This is a genomic window from Streptomyces sp. NPDC093085 (assembly GCF_040683935.1).
Classification (GTDB): Bacteria; Actinomycetota; Actinomycetes; order Streptomycetales; family Streptomycetaceae; genus Streptomyces.
This window is the reverse complement of sequence record NZ_JBFBFB010000002.1, coordinates 1-18,084: the sequence shown is the minus strand read 5'-3', so window position 1 is coordinate 18,084 and position 18,084 is coordinate 1. Positions and strand designations below refer to the sequence as shown.

General features: G+C 68.4%; 12 protein-coding genes and 3 pseudogenes. 7 read left to right on the top strand and 8 right to left on the bottom strand.

Going from position 1 to position 18,084, the window contains the following annotated elements:
* The first annotated feature begins 72 nt into the window (after positions 1-72).
* The 4 genes and pseudogenes from AB0O07_RS06800 to AB0O07_RS06785 all read left to right on the top strand — a co-directional run bounded on the left by AB0O07_RS06800 (position 73) and on the right by AB0O07_RS06785 (position 2,510).
* A pseudogene (locus AB0O07_RS06800) lies at positions 73-885 on the top strand (hypothetical protein).
* On the top strand, positions 878-1,450 hold the full coding sequence (locus tag AB0O07_RS06795) for a class I SAM-dependent methyltransferase (protein ID WP_365628109.1): 573 nt from the start codon (positions 878-880) through the stop codon (positions 1,448-1,450). Before AB0O07_RS06800 ends, AB0O07_RS06795 begins: the two are co-directional and overlap by 8 nt.
* Before the next feature lie 17 nt (positions 1,451-1,467).
* Positions 1,468-1,953: pseudogene (gene hemC, locus AB0O07_RS06790) on the top strand (hydroxymethylbilane synthase); the annotation flags it as partial.
* 278 nt (positions 1,954-2,231) lie between these two features.
* Positions 2,232-2,510 carry a hypothetical protein gene (locus AB0O07_RS06785; RefSeq protein WP_365630223.1) on the top strand — a complete coding sequence of 93 codons (279 nt, stop codon included), beginning with the start codon at positions 2,232-2,234 and terminating at the stop codon, positions 2,508-2,510.
* Positions 2,511-2,518: 8 nt separating this feature from the next.
* Here the strand turns inward: AB0O07_RS06785 and AB0O07_RS06780 are convergent, their stop codons facing one another.
* Entirely contained in the window at positions 2,519-4,132 is a 1,614-nt protein-coding gene (locus tag AB0O07_RS06780; RefSeq protein WP_365630220.1) for an ISL3 family transposase, read from the bottom strand.
* Between AB0O07_RS06780 and AB0O07_RS06775 the strand changes: the two genes are divergently transcribed.
* The gene (locus tag AB0O07_RS06775; protein WP_365630401.1) at positions 4,086-4,235 is read left to right on the top strand and encodes a hypothetical protein; all 150 of its coding nucleotides are present in this window, start codon (positions 4,086-4,088) and stop codon (positions 4,233-4,235) included. The two genes, AB0O07_RS06780 and AB0O07_RS06775, sit on opposite strands and share 47 nt — an antisense overlap.
* Positions 4,236-4,290: 55 nt before the next feature.
* Positions 4,291-4,728, top strand: a pseudogene (locus AB0O07_RS06770) (hydroxymethylbilane synthase); the annotation flags it as partial.
* A 46-nt stretch (positions 4,729-4,774) separates the two neighbouring features.
* Here the strand turns inward: AB0O07_RS06770 and AB0O07_RS06765 are convergent.
* From AB0O07_RS06765 to AB0O07_RS06735, 7 genes are all read right to left on the bottom strand, one after another.
* Positions 4,775-5,827 (bottom strand): hypothetical protein, encoded by a 1,053-nt coding sequence (locus tag AB0O07_RS06765; RefSeq protein WP_365628106.1) that lies wholly within the window; start codon positions 5,825-5,827, stop codon positions 4,775-4,777.
* Positions 5,824-10,407, bottom strand: coding sequence for a hypothetical protein (locus AB0O07_RS06760; protein WP_365628103.1), 4,584 nt, complete (start codon positions 10,405-10,407; stop codon positions 5,824-5,826). Before AB0O07_RS06760 ends, AB0O07_RS06765 begins: the two co-directional genes overlap by 4 nt.
* 4 nt (positions 10,408-10,411) lie before the next feature.
* The gene (locus tag AB0O07_RS06755) at positions 10,412-11,155 is read right to left on the bottom strand and encodes a hypothetical protein (protein ID WP_365628100.1); all 744 of its coding nucleotides are present in this window, start codon (positions 11,153-11,155) and stop codon (positions 10,412-10,414) included.
* A complete protein-coding gene (locus AB0O07_RS06750; protein WP_365628097.1) occupies positions 11,152-12,717 on the bottom strand; it encodes a hypothetical protein in 1,566 nt (521 codons plus the stop codon). Before AB0O07_RS06750 ends, AB0O07_RS06755 begins: the two co-directional genes overlap by 4 nt.
* Before the next feature lie 435 nt (positions 12,718-13,152).
* Positions 13,153-14,067 carry a hypothetical protein gene (locus tag AB0O07_RS06745; RefSeq protein ID WP_365628095.1) on the bottom strand — a complete coding sequence of 305 codons (915 nt, stop codon included), beginning with the start codon at positions 14,065-14,067 and terminating at the stop codon, positions 13,153-13,155.
* 558 nt (positions 14,068-14,625) lie between these two features.
* Entirely contained in the window at positions 14,626-15,027 is a 402-nt protein-coding gene (locus tag AB0O07_RS06740; RefSeq protein ID WP_365628092.1) for an HNH endonuclease signature motif containing protein, read from the bottom strand.
* A gap of 697 nt (positions 15,028-15,724) precedes the next feature.
* The gene (locus tag AB0O07_RS06735; protein WP_365628089.1) at positions 15,725-15,871 is read right to left on the bottom strand and encodes a hypothetical protein; all 147 of its coding nucleotides are present in this window, start codon (positions 15,869-15,871) and stop codon (positions 15,725-15,727) included.
* Between the two features lie 795 nt (positions 15,872-16,666).
* Here AB0O07_RS06735 and AB0O07_RS06730 point away from each other — a divergent pair.
* Complete coding sequence (locus tag AB0O07_RS06730) at positions 16,667-17,389, top strand: hypothetical protein (protein WP_365628086.1); 723 nt, start codon at positions 16,667-16,669, stop codon at positions 17,387-17,389.
* Positions 17,390-18,084 lie beyond the last annotated feature (695 nt).

Genomic DNA, 18,084 nt, shown 5'->3' with positions numbered 1-18,084 from the left:
CCTTTACAGCCGCCCGCCGCTGACGGCCGCCGACCTCAGCGCGCCCCTGCTGTCCCTGCCCGTGCGGGCGCCCTGCCTGGAGCAGTCCCGCTCTCCGGCATCCCGGCGACCACAGCCCGGTGGGCCGACCTCGGCATCCGCGGCGTCAAGGTGTTCGCCTTCGGACACGACCGCGACGGGTACGCCTCCGGCGCCACCGCCCCAGACAACCGCATGATCCGCACCATCCACGCCGTGAAGAAGGCGACACCGGCGACGGCTGTCACGACGGAAGTGTGCGGCTGCTCCTGGACGGACCACGGCCAGTGCGTGCTCCGCACCAACTCCGGCGAGATCGACCTCGAAGGCACCTACCGGCTCATGGGCACCATGGCCGTGATGCACGCCGAGGCCGGCGCCGACTGCGTCTCTCCGACGGCCATGCTCGACGGCTCGATCCAGGCCGTGCGCCAGGCGCTCGACGCCTAGGGACACCGCGACGTCGGCGTGAACCCCAACCTCGCCATCCACACGTCCTTGTACGGGCCGTTCAAGACACTCATGCAGACCGACCCCCGCTCGGGACACCGCCGCGGCCTCCAGCTCGAACCCGGTCGCGCGCAGCAGGACACCCTCCTCCAGGCCCGCCGCTGGATCGCCGAAGGCGCGGACTCTCTCACCCTCCAGCCCGTCATGACGACCGGGGATGTCCTCGTACGGCTGCGCGACGACCAGAAGGTGCCGATCGTCGCCTACTCCACCTCCGGCGAGTGGGCCGCGCTGCAGGCCCTCGGCACGGCCGGGACGGCCGAGTACCTGGCCATGCTCGTACGGGCCGGCGCCGACCAGATCCTCACCTTCGCCGCAGAGACCGTCGCCGAGTACCTGGAGGCCGGCCGTGCGTGACGAGCCGTACCAGCGCCCGGCGCGGCTCGACGCCATCCTCGCGGCCGCCACGCACGCCTCGTTCGCCATGTCCTGCGTGGACCGCACCGGGAGCCTCCTGGCCACCCTTGCCGCGTCCAAACCGGACGGCCGTTTCCTGGAGCTCGGGACTGGCGTCGGGGCTGGGGCCGCGTGGCTGACCTCCGGAATGACCGCCGGGGCCCGCCTCGTCACCGTGGAGGCCGACGCGTCGGTCCAGGCCATCGCTCGCCGGCACCTGGGCAGCGACTCCCGCATCGAGTTCGTCCACGCGGACGCGGACGACTGGCTCAACCAGGCATCCGGGTTGTTCGACTTCGCGTACGTCGACTGCCGGCCCGGGAAGTACCTCCGGCTGCCGGACCTCCTGGCGCTGCTCAAGCCCGGCGCCCTGTACGTCGTGGACGACATGCTGCCCCAGGCCACGTGGCCGGACGACCACCAGTCCCGGGTTGACAGCTTCCTCGAACGACTGCCCGACGTGCCCAACTGGCATGCCACGCCGATGAACTGGGCCTCCGGGCTGGTGGTCGCCGCCAGGATCTGAGGGTCTATCGTGCCCTCATGCCCAGTGATCTGATTCGCATCGTCTCCCGCGATTCGCCCATGGCACTCGCCCAGGTGGAGCGTGTCCGCACCGAGCTGGCCACGCTCCACCCGGACGTGAAGACGACCGTCCTGCCGGTGAAGACCACCGGCGACAAGTGGATGGGCGACCTGGCGAAGGTGGAGGGCAAGGGCGCCTTCACCAAGGAGGTCGACGCTGCGCTCCTCGCTGGCGAGGCCGACCTCGCGGTCCACTGCGTCAAGGACGTCCCGGCCGACCGGCCACCTCCGGCCGGAACCGTCTTCGCGGCCTTCCTTAAGCGCGACGACATCCGCGACGCCCTGATCCACCCAGGCGGTCTCACCCTGGACGAGCTGCCCGCCGGCACCCGGATCGGCACCTCCTCCGTCCGCCGGATCGCCCAGCTCGCCGCCTCTCACCCGCACCTGGACTGCGTCCCGATGCGCGGCAACGCGAACCGCCGCCTGGAGAAACTGGCCGCAGGCGAAACTGGCCGTGACGGTTTGAGTCGGGTTCTGGCACAACTTCCGTGAAGTCGAGCCGATTCTCGGTGTTCGAGGTCGGCGTTCCTGGTGAACCGGCAGGTCGGCGGCTTACCCGGAGGCGGGCGCGAGTCCGGCCGGCGTGGTTTCACGGAAGTTGTGCCAGAACCTTGAGTGGGTCTGGCACAAGTTCCGTGAGCCGGTTGCTGACCGTGACGTCAGTGGCTTGTGTTGAGATGACGGGACTCTGTTCGCCGACTTGCTGGGAGATCGTCTCGATGCCTGGTGCGTACCCCTCCTTGACGCGAGCTCTGGCCGAGGCTCTGGTCGATGTCCTCTGGTTCGTCGAAGGCTGTGAAGACGAGCAAATGGATCCGGACGACGCCGTCAAGGTCCTGGAGGGCGTCGCTCACGTCGTGAGCAAGCTGTCGCGTGGGCAGCAGGACGAGTTCCTCGGCCTCCTCGCTACCATGGCCCGCGAGGAGTCTGATCCGTCGCGGCGAGCGTTTCTGGAGGAGTTCCCGGAGGGCTTCGGACTGGTGGCGGACGCGGTCTGACCGCAGCCTCAGGAGAGCAGGACCCGTTTACGCAGCAGGCCGAAGCCGGCGCGGCCGAACATCTGCCTCTTGAGCATCTTGATCCGGTTGACTGCTCCTTCGACCGGGCCGGAGTTCCAGTCGGTGGTTAGTCCCGCGGTCACCGCGTCAAGATCGCTGTTCAGGCCGGCGGCGAAGCTGCTGATGCCGGGCAGGTTGGCGTCGGTGGCCTCGGTGATCCACTCGGGCAGGCGGTCGCCGATGAGGGTGGTGAGCATCTCCGCGAACGAGCTGGTCAGCTCTGCGGCGGAGGCAAGCTTCGGGCAGCGGTCGAGTACGGCCTTGCGGTGTAGCTTCTCCTCTTCGGCCAAGGTGGCGGGATGCCGGGTGAGCCAGCCGGTCACCTGTCGTATCGACAGTGGTGGTGGGGCGGCCGTGAAGCCTTCCTGCTGCGGAAGGTCGCGGCGGATCCAGTCGCGGACGGTGGAGTAGTGGCCGCGGAAGCCGCGTGCGGTGATCTCCCGGTGGAGACTGAGGATGGTCACGTGTCCGTCAGTCTCGGCCCAACGGTCGGCCAGGTAGGGCTTGAACGGGTCCAGCTTGCTGGGGAATTGCCGCTTGCGGCCCTTGACCATGTCCTGCCAGCGGGCGGTACGGGCGTACCGCTGGACGGTGTGCCGTCCCCAGCCCAAGTGGTGGGCGATGCCCCGCAGGCTCATGCCTTGGGCGAGGAGGTCGTGGACGAGGGTGTGGTGGGCGCGGGCCCGTTCGGCGAACTTGCCGGTCGGGTCATCCGTTTCGGCCTCCTGGCCGGGTGCCGCCTCGGCGGGTCTCTCCCATGCGGGCTCGGGTTCTGGGCTTGGCGGCGGTAGGTCGCGCAGGCAGGAGCGGTGGTCGGCGACGGCTTTCTCGACTGCGGTGGCGATGTTCTGCCAGAGGTGGAACCGGTCGGCGACCTGCAAGGCCTGCGGTGCGGCGGTGTCGGCGGCCTCGGCGTAGGCGCCGGCGCGGTCGCGGCAGATGACCTCGATTCCGGGGTGGGCTGCGAGCCACGGGGCGAGGGTGGCGGCGTCGCGTTCGGGCAGCAGGTCGAGGACCTGATGGGTCTCGGCGTCGATCACGACCGTTCCGTAGACGTGGCCACGCCGGAGCGCGAAGTCGTCCACGCCGACGGCTCGTGGCTGCGTCGCTATCGGGTCCGGCAGGTCCATCACCCGTCGCAGCAGCGTGGTGCGGCTGGTCGCTATGCCCATGACCTGGGCGAGACGGGCACCGGCCCGGCCCGCCAGTGCCAGCCCGATCGCACTCATCGCCTGGCGCAGCCGCTCGGAGACCCGGCCGTGGCGGCGGGTCAGTCCCGGCACCTGCTCCACGAATGTCCGTCGGCCGCAGGCCGAGGCCGTGCAGAAGAACCGTCGGACCCGCAACGCGAGCTGTGCTCGTCGCCCGGCAGCGGGCAGATCTGCCGGAAATCGCAGGTAGGAGCTGTGGACCCGTTCCGTCCAGTGGGCGCAGTCGGGACAGGCGGCTCCGGCGGGCGTGCACCGGGCCTCGACTCGTATCGCCTCGCCGTGCGCATCTACGGCCGCGACGGCGATGCCGGGGACCGACGGGAACAACAGCTCCTGGAGCCAGGACAACACCTCGTTCACGACCACCGAATGTCGGCCGCGTCACCCGCACAAGGAACGATTTCAGGGCGACTTCCGCACCCACCACAAGAAGATCAACAACTACAACGCGTGACCGGCTCACGGAACTTGTGCCAGACCCCGACTCAAACCGTCACGGCCACGAAACTGACGCACTGCTCCTGGCCGTCGCCGGCCTGGAACGGATCGACCGTACGGACGTGATCACCGAGATCCTGTCGACCGAGACGATGATGCCGCCGATCGGCGCGGGCGTCCTGGCCCTCCAGTGCCGCGAGGGCGACACCGATCTCATCGACCTGATCAGCGACCTGGGCCATCACGACACGTTCCGCGAGACGCAGGCCGAGCGGATGTTCCTCCACGTCCTCCAGGGACACTGCAACAGCCCGATCGCCGGGTTCGCCCGGGCCGGGGCCAGTGGAGAGCTGTCGCTGAGAGCGTCCGTTTTCTCGCCGGACGGCAAGGCCATGCTCCATGCGCACGAGTGGGCCGGCCGCCTGGACCCAGCCACCCCCGGCACCTCGGTCGCCGTGGCGCTCCTGCGGCAGGGCGCACGCGAGCTGATCGACGGCATCGCACACTGACCCAGAAGGTCAGCTGCTGGAGGAGGCACGCTCCCTGCCCCTGCCGTCACAGCTGGGCCAGCAAAGGGACTGCTGGGTCGAGACGAGCACGCAGTACGGGCAGCGGGAGAGCCTCCTGACGCAGCACTCTTCCGCAGGCCAACAGGTCGAAGACCTCTGCGGCCATGTCCAGCGGAAGCCACGACACAGCCTCGCGGAGCCGAGCCGCCGGTGCCGTCGGTACCACACGGGCGGTTCGGGTCAGCAGCGCCCGGTAGAGACCGACGGCGGGCAACAGAGCGGGCAAGCCCGCCCTACGTCCCCTCACATCGGCCTGCCGGGCGCATTCGAGCCCGTCGAGATCCAGGTCGCCATACAGCAGGAGCCGGTCCACGGGATGGTCCCGTTCGCGAAACGCATCGACGGCGGTGGGCAGTGAGGCGATCAGCTGGTCGCCCGCTCCGTACCCGAGCCATCCGACCTGATCGCGGTCAGGCCAACCGCCCAGGACCTCGCGCAGACCGGTGAACGCCGCGCTGTTCTCCACGATGAGCATCCAGGGCGCCGGTCCGAGCTCGTACATGGCCAGCGGGGCAGGCGCCGGTCGCGCCCGCAGATGCACGGTGACGTCGAGGATCCCGCGGGTGACCAGACGGTGGCGCTCGATGCCGTGGAGGTACTTCTCGTCGCCGTACAGCTCGTAGGACCGCTCGGCCACCGGCACGACCTCGGCGTCCGGCCGGTCGCGCAGCAGCGCGTTGACCGGATCCAGAAGCACATGGTCACCGGGCGTCAGCTGCACCGCCGCGAGCCCGGACAGCTGCGGCACCCACGCCCGCGGCCCCGGCCTGGTGCGCGCGGCGCGGGGGAGAGAGGGACGTTTGACCCACAGGGGCAGCGGCGGGTGCGCGGAGTAGTCCCATCCGTTCTGCCCGGCGGGCAACCGGGCCAGGCCGCGTCTCACCAGCTCATGGGCGGCGTCGGCGAGCACCTGACGCCGGCCGGGGGAGCAGGGCAGGCTGGAGTCCCCTTCATCGGCGGCGCCCGCCAGCGCGTCGAAGTCGACACACTGGCGGGACTGCCGGGCCAGAAACCCGGCCATGCGGTCGGCCGCGGTCATACCGCTTTACCGGCCTCGGAGTCGGGTTCCGTTCCGCCCTGTTCGGTATCGCTGCGGCGCAGCAGACGCGCCGCAGCGATACCCTCACCAACCGCCTGCTCCGCCGCCCTCGCCACCGCATCGCCATAGCGCTCGGTGACCTGCACATACCTGCGCCGAGTCCGCAGATCGAGGCCGTTGCGCAGCCGGATGATGAGCGGGAACCGCCCCAGCACCGGCAGATCATTGATGCCCGTCGCGTACACCAGCTGGATGCCCTGCGCTGTGGCGACGCGACGCTGCAGCGCGATGAACGGCCCGTAGTTGGCCTTGCCGAACGGGTTGTCCATGATCAGCGTGCCGATCCCGCCGGGAATACGACGGTCGCGTTTGGCGGCCCGCATCCGGGCCAGCGTGCAGTACAGCAGGACCGACACGGTCAGCTTTTCTCCGCCGCTGAACCTGCGGATCCCGGTCACGGACTCCCGCTCGACCGCGTCGAGGTTCTGGGCCGGCTTGATGATCTTGGCGACGATGTTACCCCGCCCGCCGAGAGCCGCCAGCACCAGACGCTTGGCCAGCGCAATGCCTTCAGGCAGCGCACTCGCCCTCCCGCCCGCCCCGGCCGGCAACACGGCGACCATACTGTCGATCTCCTTGCCCAACCGGCGCTCCAGTTCCTCCTCACGCGGCCAGTGACTCACCTCGAAGGACAGGAAATGCTGCCCCGACCAGCTCCCCAGCCCCTGGGGCAGCCGAGAATGCCGGGCGACCTCCTTCAGATCGTCCAGAACCGACTCGACCAAGGTCATACAGCTGCCCACCACCATGGCCTGGTCCCCGGCCATCTCCTCCAGCAGCGCGGTGACCTCCCGTTCCCGTTCCTCAATGTCTTCCAGGAGCTCGGCCAGACGCCGGGGCTGAGACAAGGCATGCTCCAGCCGGGCCCTCACCTTGCCGTCCACGACCTGCAGGTACTGAGGGTCCTGAGCCAGGCGCTCCACCGCCCGCACCGCCCTGTCGAGAGCCTTCAGCGCTACCGCATGCTCACGGCCGGCATGTTCCACCGCCGCGGTGATCTCCACGCCAACGCGCTCCGCGTCCGCAGGCTGCAGACCCATCGCCGTGGTGGCAGACAGACCGTGGTTCTCCAGCAGGACAGCATCAGTGAGATCCTCGGCCGACTCCTCTCCGACGCCGGCCTCGGCGGCAACGTCCTCATGGCGGTCCGCGGCGGAGCCGAGCATGCTCACAATCTGAGCCAGCAGCCTGGCATCGCTCGCTGCCTTGTCCGCCTTCCTGCCCAGAGCCGCCTCCTGCAGACGGCAGTACCGCTCGGTCTCCCACGCCTGCTGCAGATCTACCTTCACCTGTTCAAGCCTGTGCTCGCCCTCCTCGACACAACCGACAGACAAAGGCACCAGAGCCGGAACGAACCTCTCCCCGGCCTCACGAGCACACCGGTGCGCCTCACGGGCCTGGCGGTGCAACACAATGGCCTCACTCGCGGCCTCCACCGCAGCCGCCTCCGCAGCCTCGGCAGCGCCGATCTGCTCCTGAAGACGCTCACTGTCAGCCCCGTCCGCCTTCTCGGCCAGGACGTGCGCGAGCCGCCGGATCCCGGGGTCCCTGTCGAGCTCCCGGTTCAAACGGGCCACCTGCTTCTGTTCGGCGGCCCGCCGCTCCTGCAGAGCCTTGTCACTGATGCCGTTCTCCCAGTCCTGCCGGGCCTGCGTCCACCGTTCGCCAAGAGCCCGCAGACTCGCGGACGGCTGCTCCGCTCGTGCGGCCCGCTCCACAAGGTCCTCAGGCAGAACGCCGCGCAGCTGCTGCACCTCCCCGTTGCGCCGCACGATGGCCCGCTCACACTCCTTCGCACGGTCGGCAGCCGCCGCCGCACGCCGCTGCGCATCCTGATAGAGCAACGCCAGCTCCTCGAGGCGCGCCTGCTGCTCGCGTTCGGTGCCCCGTGCCTGCCGCACCGTCTCCACCAAGCCGGGCAGCGCGTCGAAATCGGCGGCCAGCGACCGCAGGCGGGGCATCAGCGTGGCGAGAACAGCCAGTGTCCTGGCGCTCGTGTCGATCCGGGCGGTGGCACGCCGGTCCTCGTCCTCGACGGCCCCAGCCTGTGCCTGGAGGTCTTGTGCCTTTGCGGTCAGTTCGGTCACCTCCTCATCGAGGTGACCGAGCCGCTGCTCCAGCGCTGCCTGCGCTTCCGGCGAGAAGGCACTTAGGTGTGCGCGCAGCCGTGCGGCCAGAGCCCGGTCCTTCTCACGCTGCCCGGCAAGTGCCCTCAGCCGGCCATCGAGCGCTTCCAGCAGGCTGTTGAGCCGCTCCAGTTCCCTGTCCGCGGCGTCGGCGTCGAGCACGGCCGGATGGACGGGCATCACCATGAACCTGGCCTCGCTCCCGCCCAGGCCCGTGACCTGCTCCTGCGTGCCCACGGCGACCACACCACAGGACAACAGCCCCGCACGCCGCACCACAGCCGCCAGATCGGTCTCGGGAACCGGATCGCAGACCACCACGCCGCCGATGAGGTGGGGAGCCGCGGCCAGGACATCGTCGTGCCGGTGGGCGGGCACGGTATCGCGCAGGAACTGCAGACCCGACACCGCACCGCGGACCCCGGCTGCCTGCAGAGCGGCGACAGCTTCCTCCACCTCCCGCGGAGCGGGACAAAACCCGTCCCGCTCCAGAGCCTCACAAATACGCCGGTCCTCCAGCGCCTGCGCCCGCTCGCCGGCCGCTGCCACATCCGCAGCCTCGACCTGCCCCTCCAGAAGGTCCACCAGCTCCGCACCGACCGCCGCCAGTTCCAGACCCTGACCCTCCACCCCAGCCAGCTCTCCCAGCCGCGGCTCCGCCCGCAGCGCGTCCCGCTCCCGGTAAGCCGCGCTCAGCTCGTCCCACACCTCCTCATGCCGGCGCTGGACCTCACCGAGGCTCTTCTCGCACCTCCCGCGCTCGGCGACAAGCTCACTACGCCGCACCCGGGCCCTCTCGCGCTGCGCTTCGGCACCGCGCTGCTCCTCCTGGGCCACCGTCTCCTCCCCGGCGGCCCGCTCCATGGCCTGCTGCACGCTCTCAGCCCCACGCAGCAGACCTTCCTCGCGCGCCGCGGTGATCGACCGATCGATCTCCTCGGACCTCGCCTGCCCGGCCTCGGCCCGACGCCGGGCATCTCCCTTTGCCTCCACAGCGGCCATCCGGGCATCGTCGGCCTGCTGTGCTTCAGCCTCCGCTTCCGCCTGAACCGCCCGCAGACGCGGCGCCTCCATGCCCAGGTGCTCCAGCTCACCGGTGAGCCTGGTGAACAGCCGGGCACCGGCGGCTTCCATCGCCTCCCACAAAGGAGCCTGCTCGGCGCTGAGCTCCTCCAGCATCTCGTTCACCTCCCGCAGCTCTTCCTCGTGCTCCGACAGCTCCAGGACCCGCGGCACCTGCTTCCACCCGGCGCTGTGCGCCTTCGCGTCCGCAGCCGCCTGACGGCACTCCTCCTCCGCCTTCGCCCGCTCGGCGACACGGGCCCGGCAGACCGCCTCGTCCAGCCCCGCCACCTCCCGCTCCAGCTCTTCGCCCCGGGCGACCGCGGCCTCCGCCTCCCTTCCGGCCTCGGCAGCACTCCCGGCCAGCTCCCCGGCCTCGCGCTCAAGCTGCCCGCCCCGCCCCCGAACGTGCTCACCCGCTCTGCGCGCGAGCGCCACCTGCCGGCCCAGAGCTCCCTGCGCCCCGGCCAGGCCGGCCGTCGCCTTCTGCACCGGTCGCAGCCTCAGGACGGCTTCTGCCAAAAACCGCCCCTCCAGCTCCCGGTCCGGCCGCAGGGCGAGCTTGTCGGCATGCTTGGCGAGCGACGACCGCGCCGCCTCCGGTACCGCCTCATCGACGACCATGTCGATGAGGAAATCCGAGAAGTCCTCACACGTCTTGAACGCGAACAGGCTGGTGATACCGCCCTCGTCCTTGTTCATGTCCCGCTGGACCCTGAACAGCTCAGGGTCCAGACCGCTGTTCGCCAGCTGCTCCGCCCACGTGTACTGGTCCGAGGACACGACCAGATTCAGGCGCCGGTGCGCTTTGCCCGCAGTCTCGAGCGCCTTGACGTAGGAGGTGAGACTGAGCTGCCCCTCCGTGTTGCGGACCGGGAGAGTCCCCATGTCCAGGACACCGGCGAGCGGCCGGAAGATGTACCAGCGCCGCTCGAGCCGCTCCCAGTTCGCGGCCACGTCCGCAGGGCGCTGCCCGCCCTGCCACTGATAGACACCGCCGGTCACCAGCACGGGACCGGCCTCCGGATGACTGGAGTCCCCCCATTCGATGATCACGTGGGAGACCTGGTTCCCCGGCACGTAGTCTGCCAGCGACTTGCCCTCGGCACGCCCGATGAAGTCGAGCTTGTGGGGCAGGAGAAGGCTGAAGATCAAGGCGAGCAGAGTCGACTTGCCGCCGCCATTGCGCAGCCACAAAACCGCGTCCTGGGCTGTCATCACACGGCGGCCGTCCACCGAAACCGTGCCGCCCATCAGGTCTACGACCAGGGACTTGAACCCGGCGTCACGATGCCCGGTGTTCTCCAACCGCACCGTCGTCATCTGGTACACAGGGCTACGCCTCCTCGGCAAGCTGGGCACGGCGGATGTCGCACAACACGCAGAACGCGGCCGCGGAGGCGCTCTCACGTACCTGCAGCCGGAACCGGTGAGTCAGCCGGTAGTGCCCCGAACCCAGCTCAGGCGCCCGCATAGCCATCCCCTGGCTCACCAGCCACTCCAGCGCCTCCCTGATCACCCACTGGGTGCTGGACCTCGCCAGCCGGCCGGAAGCCGTGGGCCGTCCGGGCGAGAGCTTGGAGTAGATCCGCCAGGCCGCGTCCAGCTCGGCATGAGGCACCGCCAGCCCCTCGTCATCGACCGCGGCACGCCGCAGCCGCTCGGTCAGACTCCGAAGAAAGTCGTCGATCTCTACCAAGGAGACACGCTTGACGCTCTCCTCCTCCAGGTCCGCCGGATACGGGTAGGCCCGGGCCGCGATCGCCACATGGGCCAGCCCCAGCACCAGCCGGTCCTGCACCCCCAGCTTCGGATGGTCCTTCAGCTGGTAGGAGAGCCACGACCCGCTACGCGGGTGCAGCACCAGCCCCTCCACCTCATGCGCCTCGACCAGGTCCGTCTCCAGACCCTCGGCCATCGCGTCGACCGCATCACGAAACGCCCCGTCCCTGCGGTAGCGCTGCAGCAGGTCCCGGTACTGGGGCACCCCGAGCGGCCGCAGACGCGGCTGACAACCGAAACTGACCAGACGGGCGGCATCCACCAGATCCGCCGCACTGTAGGCGTAGCCCGTGCTCATGCCACAACCCCCTGGCGGTCCCGCTCACCGGACGAAGGATCCGGGATCAACGGCTGGACAGGAACCACCAACAGATCGCTCCCACTCAGCATCCCCAGATCAAACTCCGCCCCGTCGTCCAGCACCACCAGCCGCTCCCCGAGCAGATCCTCCAGCTCCACCACTCCCACGCCCTCCTCCGAGTCCACCGGAACAGGCGCATACGCCTGCAGAACCGACACCGCCAAAAGGTCCGCCGCTTCCTCCCCGCGCTCCAGCGCCTGTTCCACCAGGACCGAAAGCCGCACCGGAGCCCCCAGAGCCCCCTCCAGCACCCCACGCACAGCCGCGACGTCCGCTTCGCTGTACAGCCCCCGCTCGCACGCCTCCTCGGCGACCAGCTCCACCTCCTCGTCCGCGAACACCTCCCGGACCTCGCGCACAGGCGCTAGGAGCAGCTCCCACCACTCCCGCAGCCTCGGCAGGCGAGGCACCACGGGCCCCGCCACCCCGTCCGCGAACAGGCTCGCCACCACCTCAGCCTCCGCGAGGCTGAGCTCCAGCAGCGGCTCCAGCAGGTCCTCCTGCACACCCACCACACCCAGGCGAGGCGTCGGCCTGAACCGCTGCTCGGCCTGAGAACGCAGGAACATCGGCCGGGCGTCGATCACACTGGCCAGCAACTGCGTGTGACGCAGATGGGCCCGCTCCAGCAACCGCAGCACCCGCACGCACGTGTGCCTCACATCGGGGTCGGTCACCTCATTGCGCGCCTGCCGAGTCCACTCCATCAACTCGCGCTCCACCTGCTGCCGCTCACCCAGATGGGACCGCGCCTCACGCAGCAGCTGCGGCACCTCATGCTTCCAGTCCACCGCCCGCACATTGCGCCCGGTGTCCTCCAACGCCGCACGGACCCGCTCGCCGTAGAGCAAAGACAACTTCAGGCTGTCGGCCGCACTCTCCTCAGCACGCCCCCACCGCCCCGTACTGACCTGCCGGCGCAGCATCGCATCCGTCGCCGCCTGCTCGTCCTCCACGTCGTACGCCAGCCCCGCCAGCAGCAGATTGATCGCCGGAGCAGTGGCCTTCAAGACCACCTGACCATGCCGCCCGAACCCCTCCTCCAAAAACCGCAGCGACACCGTCACCCGCTGATGACCAGCCCGGTAATCGCTGTAGGAGACGTCGAACTCCTCACCGCCCTGAGCATCGTTGAGCAGCTCACGAAGAACGAACCGCGCAACCGCCAGGTGCTCGTCCTCCTCCCGCTCCGGAGCCGACGCCCCGGCCAGGGCAGTCAGAAAGCCCACCACGTCCTCCGTGGTCGCCTCGACCTCCATCCCCTGCCTGCTCACCACGGCCTCCAGCGCCGCCAGAGCCAGCGTCCGCGGATCGTAGAGGCCGACCGGGAACTGCTGCCATGCCTGCCGCTGGTCGATGCGGTGCAAAGGAGCAGCACGTGCCAGTACCGACGTACGCCGCACGAACCCCGGATCCGCCACCAGGTCCAGCCATGTGCCGTCCTCGGCCGCGGTCTTGGAAAGGGCGGACAGCAGACGCAGTTCCTCACGGTCCAGCAAAGACCGCAGGACGTCATCCGACTCGTCGTACTCGTCGGACCCATGGTGGGCAGGACGAGAAGAGCGTGTAACTCGCATGTCTGCAGTGCAGCAGGGGGGTATGACACACAGGCCCCGAAGGAACCGATCTGTTCCCTCTAACGGCGGACACCCTAAAGAGGGAACTTCACCCCCAGCACACCATCTCTCACCTGGGTCTTTTCCAGACCAGGCCGTACGGCGAAAGATCCCCTACCGCACATCACCCGGCAGACCGTGAAAGGAGCCGCCAACCTCGCTTTTCGACCCTTCGGCAACCCCGGGACACGCCAGGGAACCGAGGCAGGCGAGCGGCCCCGCACAGCCACAGCCGCGCCCTCGGTGCACCATGAGATCCACCTTTCCTGCACCACGGCTACCACCGAGCCGTTTCCCGGGCAGGCGACAGCCAGTGGATCAGCGCCTAACAGCCGAAGCGCAGCGCTTGGCGAGCCGTTTCACCTTCCGGCGGACCTGTTCGCCCAGGCGCTCTGGATGCGCGGCACCGGCGGCTATGGCCGCCTTGGCCCAAGTGGTGACCCCGGGGTGGGTCAGGGCGAGAGTCACCGCTCGCTCGACCGGGGAGAGGGCCTCCAGAACCTCGACCAGACGCGGGTCTTCAAAGGCGACCTCGACGCCGGCGTCTGCAGCCTGGTCGGCGACCAGGTCGTACAAGGTCAGCCCGTCGCCGAGCGGGGTGTCGAGCAGCCACAGCCGCGACTTGTTGACCTTGCGGCGCCAGACCGGGGTGAGCTGCCGGTTGATCGCCTTGATCTCGGACCTCAGTTCCTTCAAGGCGTCAGGAGTCAGGTGGCCCTGCTCGTGGAGAGGGTCCGCCCAGCTGCCGAGCAGGGCGGTGGAGACCGGCTCATTCCATCCGCTCCACAGCCTGAGCCCCCCCGACGTGAAGGCGTCAACCGCGGGTCGATCGCCGACGAGTGCGGCCTCGCGGGCGTTCAACGCCTGGATCACGTCGGGGACCGGGATGTTCAGCGACCGGAACCCGGACTCGATCGTCTGGCCGGCCGGGCGGGCGGCGTCGAACACCGCCACGCGACCGTCGGTGGTGGTGATCATCATCGACGGAAGGGAACGGTTGAACGGCTCGGGCGGTTCGAACGTGCCGTCCATGTCGACGGCGACGCTCCCGTCCGCCTGGAGGGTCACGACGTCATTGCTGTTCCCGGTCCAGTGGACCGGGAACAGAGCCGTGATCTGGGTGGCGGAATCCGGATCACAGTTGATCCGGTGGATCCGCTCATACAGGTCGAGGGCGGTGGAACCGTCGTCCTCGAGCATCGTGTAACTGGGCGCCGGGTTCTCGGTGGCCATGGTCGCCTCCTTGTCGGTGGAGATCCTTCTCCTCTCGGTCCCGACAAGGACTCGATCCGACCATGCACCCCGAAAATCCTCATGTGATCCAGATCACCACACTGATCGGAGTCCAACAGCTGGCTGTGTCACTCTCCGGGATGTCGTTTCGACGCGATTCCGGGAGCCAGCCACCACGGGTCCCGCAAGATCAATGTCACTGACTCCGGAAGTCACTACGGCCCTTCCTCGCGGGCCGATTGCGGCCGTCGCTCGCCGCCGACAAAGGCCCCGCAGCTATCGAGGAAGAGCCAGAGAGCCGCGCGCCGGCGACCAGCGCCCAGGTGACTCCCCGAGTCGCTGACATCGCTTCCGGCCCCAACGAGGTGACTCCCGCCGTCACCTCGGAACAACTCCCGCACTGAGATACAAAGCCAAGCAGTTACTGGCCACTGCAGTCACACCCCTGGTGCACATAGCCGCGCGTGCGGCTCCCCCTCGATGTCAGCGGCCCAGCCCGCAGGACACCAATCCAGCACCGCCACAGCGACTCTCCGCGGGGGGAGACATCCCGCAGGTTCAAGTACGGCCGTGTGCCCAGGTATCGGCGTGCGCCTGGGCGGCGACCCGGCGGAGCACCTCGCGCAGCTCGTCGCGGGACCGGCCCAGCGTCTTGACCCGGTGGCAATTCGGGCACAGTGCCACCATGTTCCCGGGGAGGTCCGCGCCACCCAGGGCAAGGTCGTCGATGTGGTCCACATCCAGCAGCGGTTGCCCGTCCAAGCCCTCGTCGTAGGGCTGGCCGCCACACAGCGGGTTCTCGCACTTCCCCCGGCTGCGCAGCACGACGGCCTCTCGAGAGGCCGGGATCCGTACAGGACGTGCGCCGGCCGTACGGCGCCTGCCTGTGGTGGTGGCGGCGCGACGCTCGGCCATAGCGACCAGGCGCCGGTACTCGGTGCTGAGTTCGTCCTCCGTCATCGGCGCGGTGGAAGCCGCGGGTTTCGGGGCGGCCGCAGGGGTACCGCCGATGCGAGGGCCGGGCTGGATCGGGGGATACGCGAGAGAGCTCGTGGCCATCGGCGGGGTGTGGGCCGGCTGGGGTGAAGTGCGAGGCTTCTGCTGAGGGAGCGGGTGGGCGAACTTGTGGCGGGTTGCCTCGGCGCGGTCCCGTGCCTCGGCCTCGGCGGCTTTCAGGAGTGCTCTGCGTTCCGCGGCCGTCCGGCCGGGGTTCCGAACAGACGTAGTCCCCCCGTGCTTCTGCTGCTTGTCCTTCGTACGACTGTTCACAGACGGCTGCTGCGTGGGCTGTATCTGCGGCGCAAGGAACAGCGGCTCCGGCGAGGTCGGTCGGTCGGAGGGGACTTCGGTCGGCTGCGCCGTGCTGTGCCGGGCGACTGCTTCGCGGAGAGCACTGCGGATGGCCGGGTCTTCCCAGTAGTCCGGGTCGTTCTCATGGACACGCTTGGACCACTCGGGGTGCCCGACGATCACAGCGATCTGCTCGGCGGAGTAGATCCTGACCCTTCCTGGCGCGGCCGGGTTCTCGGGTATCAGGGCGCTGCGCGCAGCATCGGACCAACCGTGCTTCTTCACGCCGACGCTCGTCACCCAGCTGGCGCCGTCCCACTCGGACGGCAGGGTGCCAGAGCTGCGAGCCCGGTCCTTCTTGCTGCGCCTACTCAACAGCCTCACCCGGGGCGGCGTCACGGGCGGCCAACTGCTCCTCGGCGGCAGCCGGGCGAGCCACAGTGAGGTCGAGGGCCAGCACGGCGTCGGCCATATCGGAATCGAACACGGCGAGGTCGGGAAGGCCTTGGGACATGGGTACCTCTCTTGGCCGGGGCCGGCCAAGACACAGGGCTGCCAGCGGAGCCACCAAAACAGTGCGGGGCCGGTCAGACTGCTCAGTGTGTACAGGCAAGCGGCGATGGTCAGGGTGAGGAACACCGCCAGCGCGAGGGCTCGACCCTAATCTCATCGAGCGGACGACGGCATCGCTCTTGGCGCGGTCGTTGGGATGCACGGGCGGCTCCTGGGGCTGGGCATAGGGCAGGAAGAAGGCGCGCAGCCGGGTGGTAGCCGCGAGCCCATAAGTATGATGGCCGGTCAGGCTGCTGTGAGCGCCTTCGCGGCTGGCATCGTCCGCCTCCTCCATACGATGGAGTCCGCCGACGAGCGTCAGTTCTTCTACCTTGCCCGCATCGCGACCGCCTCAGCGCCTACCTCGCCAGCGGGCTGACGGCGTTCGAGCCCTCCACCACCACGGCACCGCCGCATAGGCGGTCATCCTTCCCGATGCCTGGCCCGTCATGAGAGCAGGCCAGACACCGCCGCACCGGGTTCGTGCGTAGCGGTGCAGGTGTGAGGCGATAGTCGAGTGGACGGTGAAGGGAAGGGTTTCGTTGCCGCTCAGCTGCCAGTACCAGCCCAGGGCCGGCGGCGGTCGTACCAGCGAGCATGAAGAAAGTGGTGATGGCCCGCCTCCCGAGGTTCCCTTCAGCCCGAGCGAGGTCGAGCACGAGGCCGCGGCGCGCCCCGCAGACGTAGCCCTCGACACAGAGCTGCCTGACCATAGTTCATTCTTGACCGTTGCTCTTCGGTGTGGTCGGGTAGGCGTGTGACAACTCTCGCGATCCGCGCGACTCTTCCTACGGTCGAGGTACTGAGCCTGCTCCTGGACGCTTCAGCCGACGACTCGCCGTGGGCGGCGAGGATCAGCGAGCAGACCGGCTTGGGCAAAAGTACGGTCTCGCAGATCCTCACCAGGCTTGCTGCATTGACGTGGATCGTGACCCGGAACGAACCGGGACCGCACCCAGGCCGTCCACCGAGGATCCTTTGTTCATTGACGGGGGAGGGACGCCGTCAGGCAAAGGAAATGCTCGCCAAGAGAGCCATCGCCCACCAGCACCGGCCCAGGCACCTGGCCAAGGAAGCCCTCCTTGCTGAGGCACCGACACAAAGCGACGCCAGCGGCCCAGCTCACCCCGACCTCAGCACACCGCAAAAGCAGCCCGAAGCCCTGAGCCCTCGATTTAAGGGTCTCTGGCCCGTCAGGCTCTCCGAAGTTGAGAAATACCGATCCGACAAGGCCGCCGACACAGCTTTTTCCACAAGAGAAGCATTTCCGGTCTCGGAGAGCGACTCCCTTGCCCGCCTGGCCGAACTGAAGGAAGCTCACAAGGCACTTCAGTTCATGAACCAGCAGCTCACCACAGGCTTCATTGGCCGGAGTGCTGTCGCTCCAATTCATAGAGAAGAGCACGAAGACGTCATCCATCTCCTTCTGATGGAGACTCTCCATATCCGAGGAAGGGTTTTGAAGGCCCACTCCTACTGACAGTGCAACAAATCGACTTCTAGAAAGGGGCAGATTGCTAGGTTTGTCTTTGCATCAGAACCGGAAGAGAGATTCAAGGAGCCACTCGTGTGACGATCTCGTAGATTTCTGGAACGGCGGAGAGCTTTCTATACGCTTCGCGTTACCGAAGCCGGTCGAGGTCAACCCCAAAAAACGGGATCAGAGATCGGAGCGGATATAATCCAAATCGCCTTCCGTCCACGGAGGTTGCCGCACCTCGTTCCATAGAATTTTGAGAACTCGAGACGGGACAGGCAAGCCACACTGGCTTGGATGGGCCGGCTTCCCTTCTTGCCGGAGAGGGGCCCACATCCAAAGCGCATCATCGACCCAGGCCAGAGATGATCCGAATCAACACTCAGGAACCGACCCTGCCGACCCCCGACCTCCTTAGCCAGCCATGTCTGTGACAGCTCCTCACTCAATCCGTAGACGCCAGAAGGCAAGTAGCGACCTGCTCACCAAAGGCGAGCCCGAGAGCGCAGCGAAGGGCGTTCTGGACGCAGTCCAGAACTACCGTGCGCAGCACGGCACTTCTCAGTTGGGGCGCAGCCCCAACACGGGTGGCGCAGCCACCGCCCTCCCCTACGCCAGCCACCGCATGGCCGTCACCCTCGCCAACGACACCCGCCGAAGCCCCCTGGACGTCCTTGACGACTTCCGGACCTTCTACT

Excerpts from the sequence above, each read along its gene's own strand:
- AB0O07_RS06785 (WP_365630223.1), top strand. The coding sequence starts at position 2,232 with ATGCCTGGTGCGTACCCCTCCTTGACGCGAGCTCTGGCCGAGGCTCTG.
- AB0O07_RS06775 (WP_365630401.1), top strand. The coding sequence starts at position 4,086 with ATGCCGGGGACCGACGGGAACAACAGCTCCTGGAGCCAGGACAACACC.
- AB0O07_RS06765 (WP_365628106.1), bottom strand. The coding sequence starts at position 5,827 with ATGACCGCGGCCGACCGCATGGCCGGGTTTCTGGCCCGGCAGTCCCGC.
- AB0O07_RS06755 (WP_365628100.1), bottom strand. The coding sequence starts at position 11,155 with ATGAGCACGGGCTACGCCTACAGTGCGGCGGATCTGGTGGATGCCGCC.
- AB0O07_RS06745 (WP_365628095.1), bottom strand. The coding sequence starts at position 14,067 with ATGGCCACCGAGAACCCGGCGCCCAGTTACACGATGCTCGAGGACGAC.
- AB0O07_RS06740 (WP_365628092.1), bottom strand. The coding sequence starts at position 15,027 with ATGACGGAGGACGAACTCAGCACCGAGTACCGGCGCCTGGTCGCTATG.
- AB0O07_RS06735 (WP_365628089.1), bottom strand. The coding sequence starts at position 15,871 with ATGTCCCAAGGCCTTCCCGACCTCGCCGTGTTCGATTCCGATATGGCC.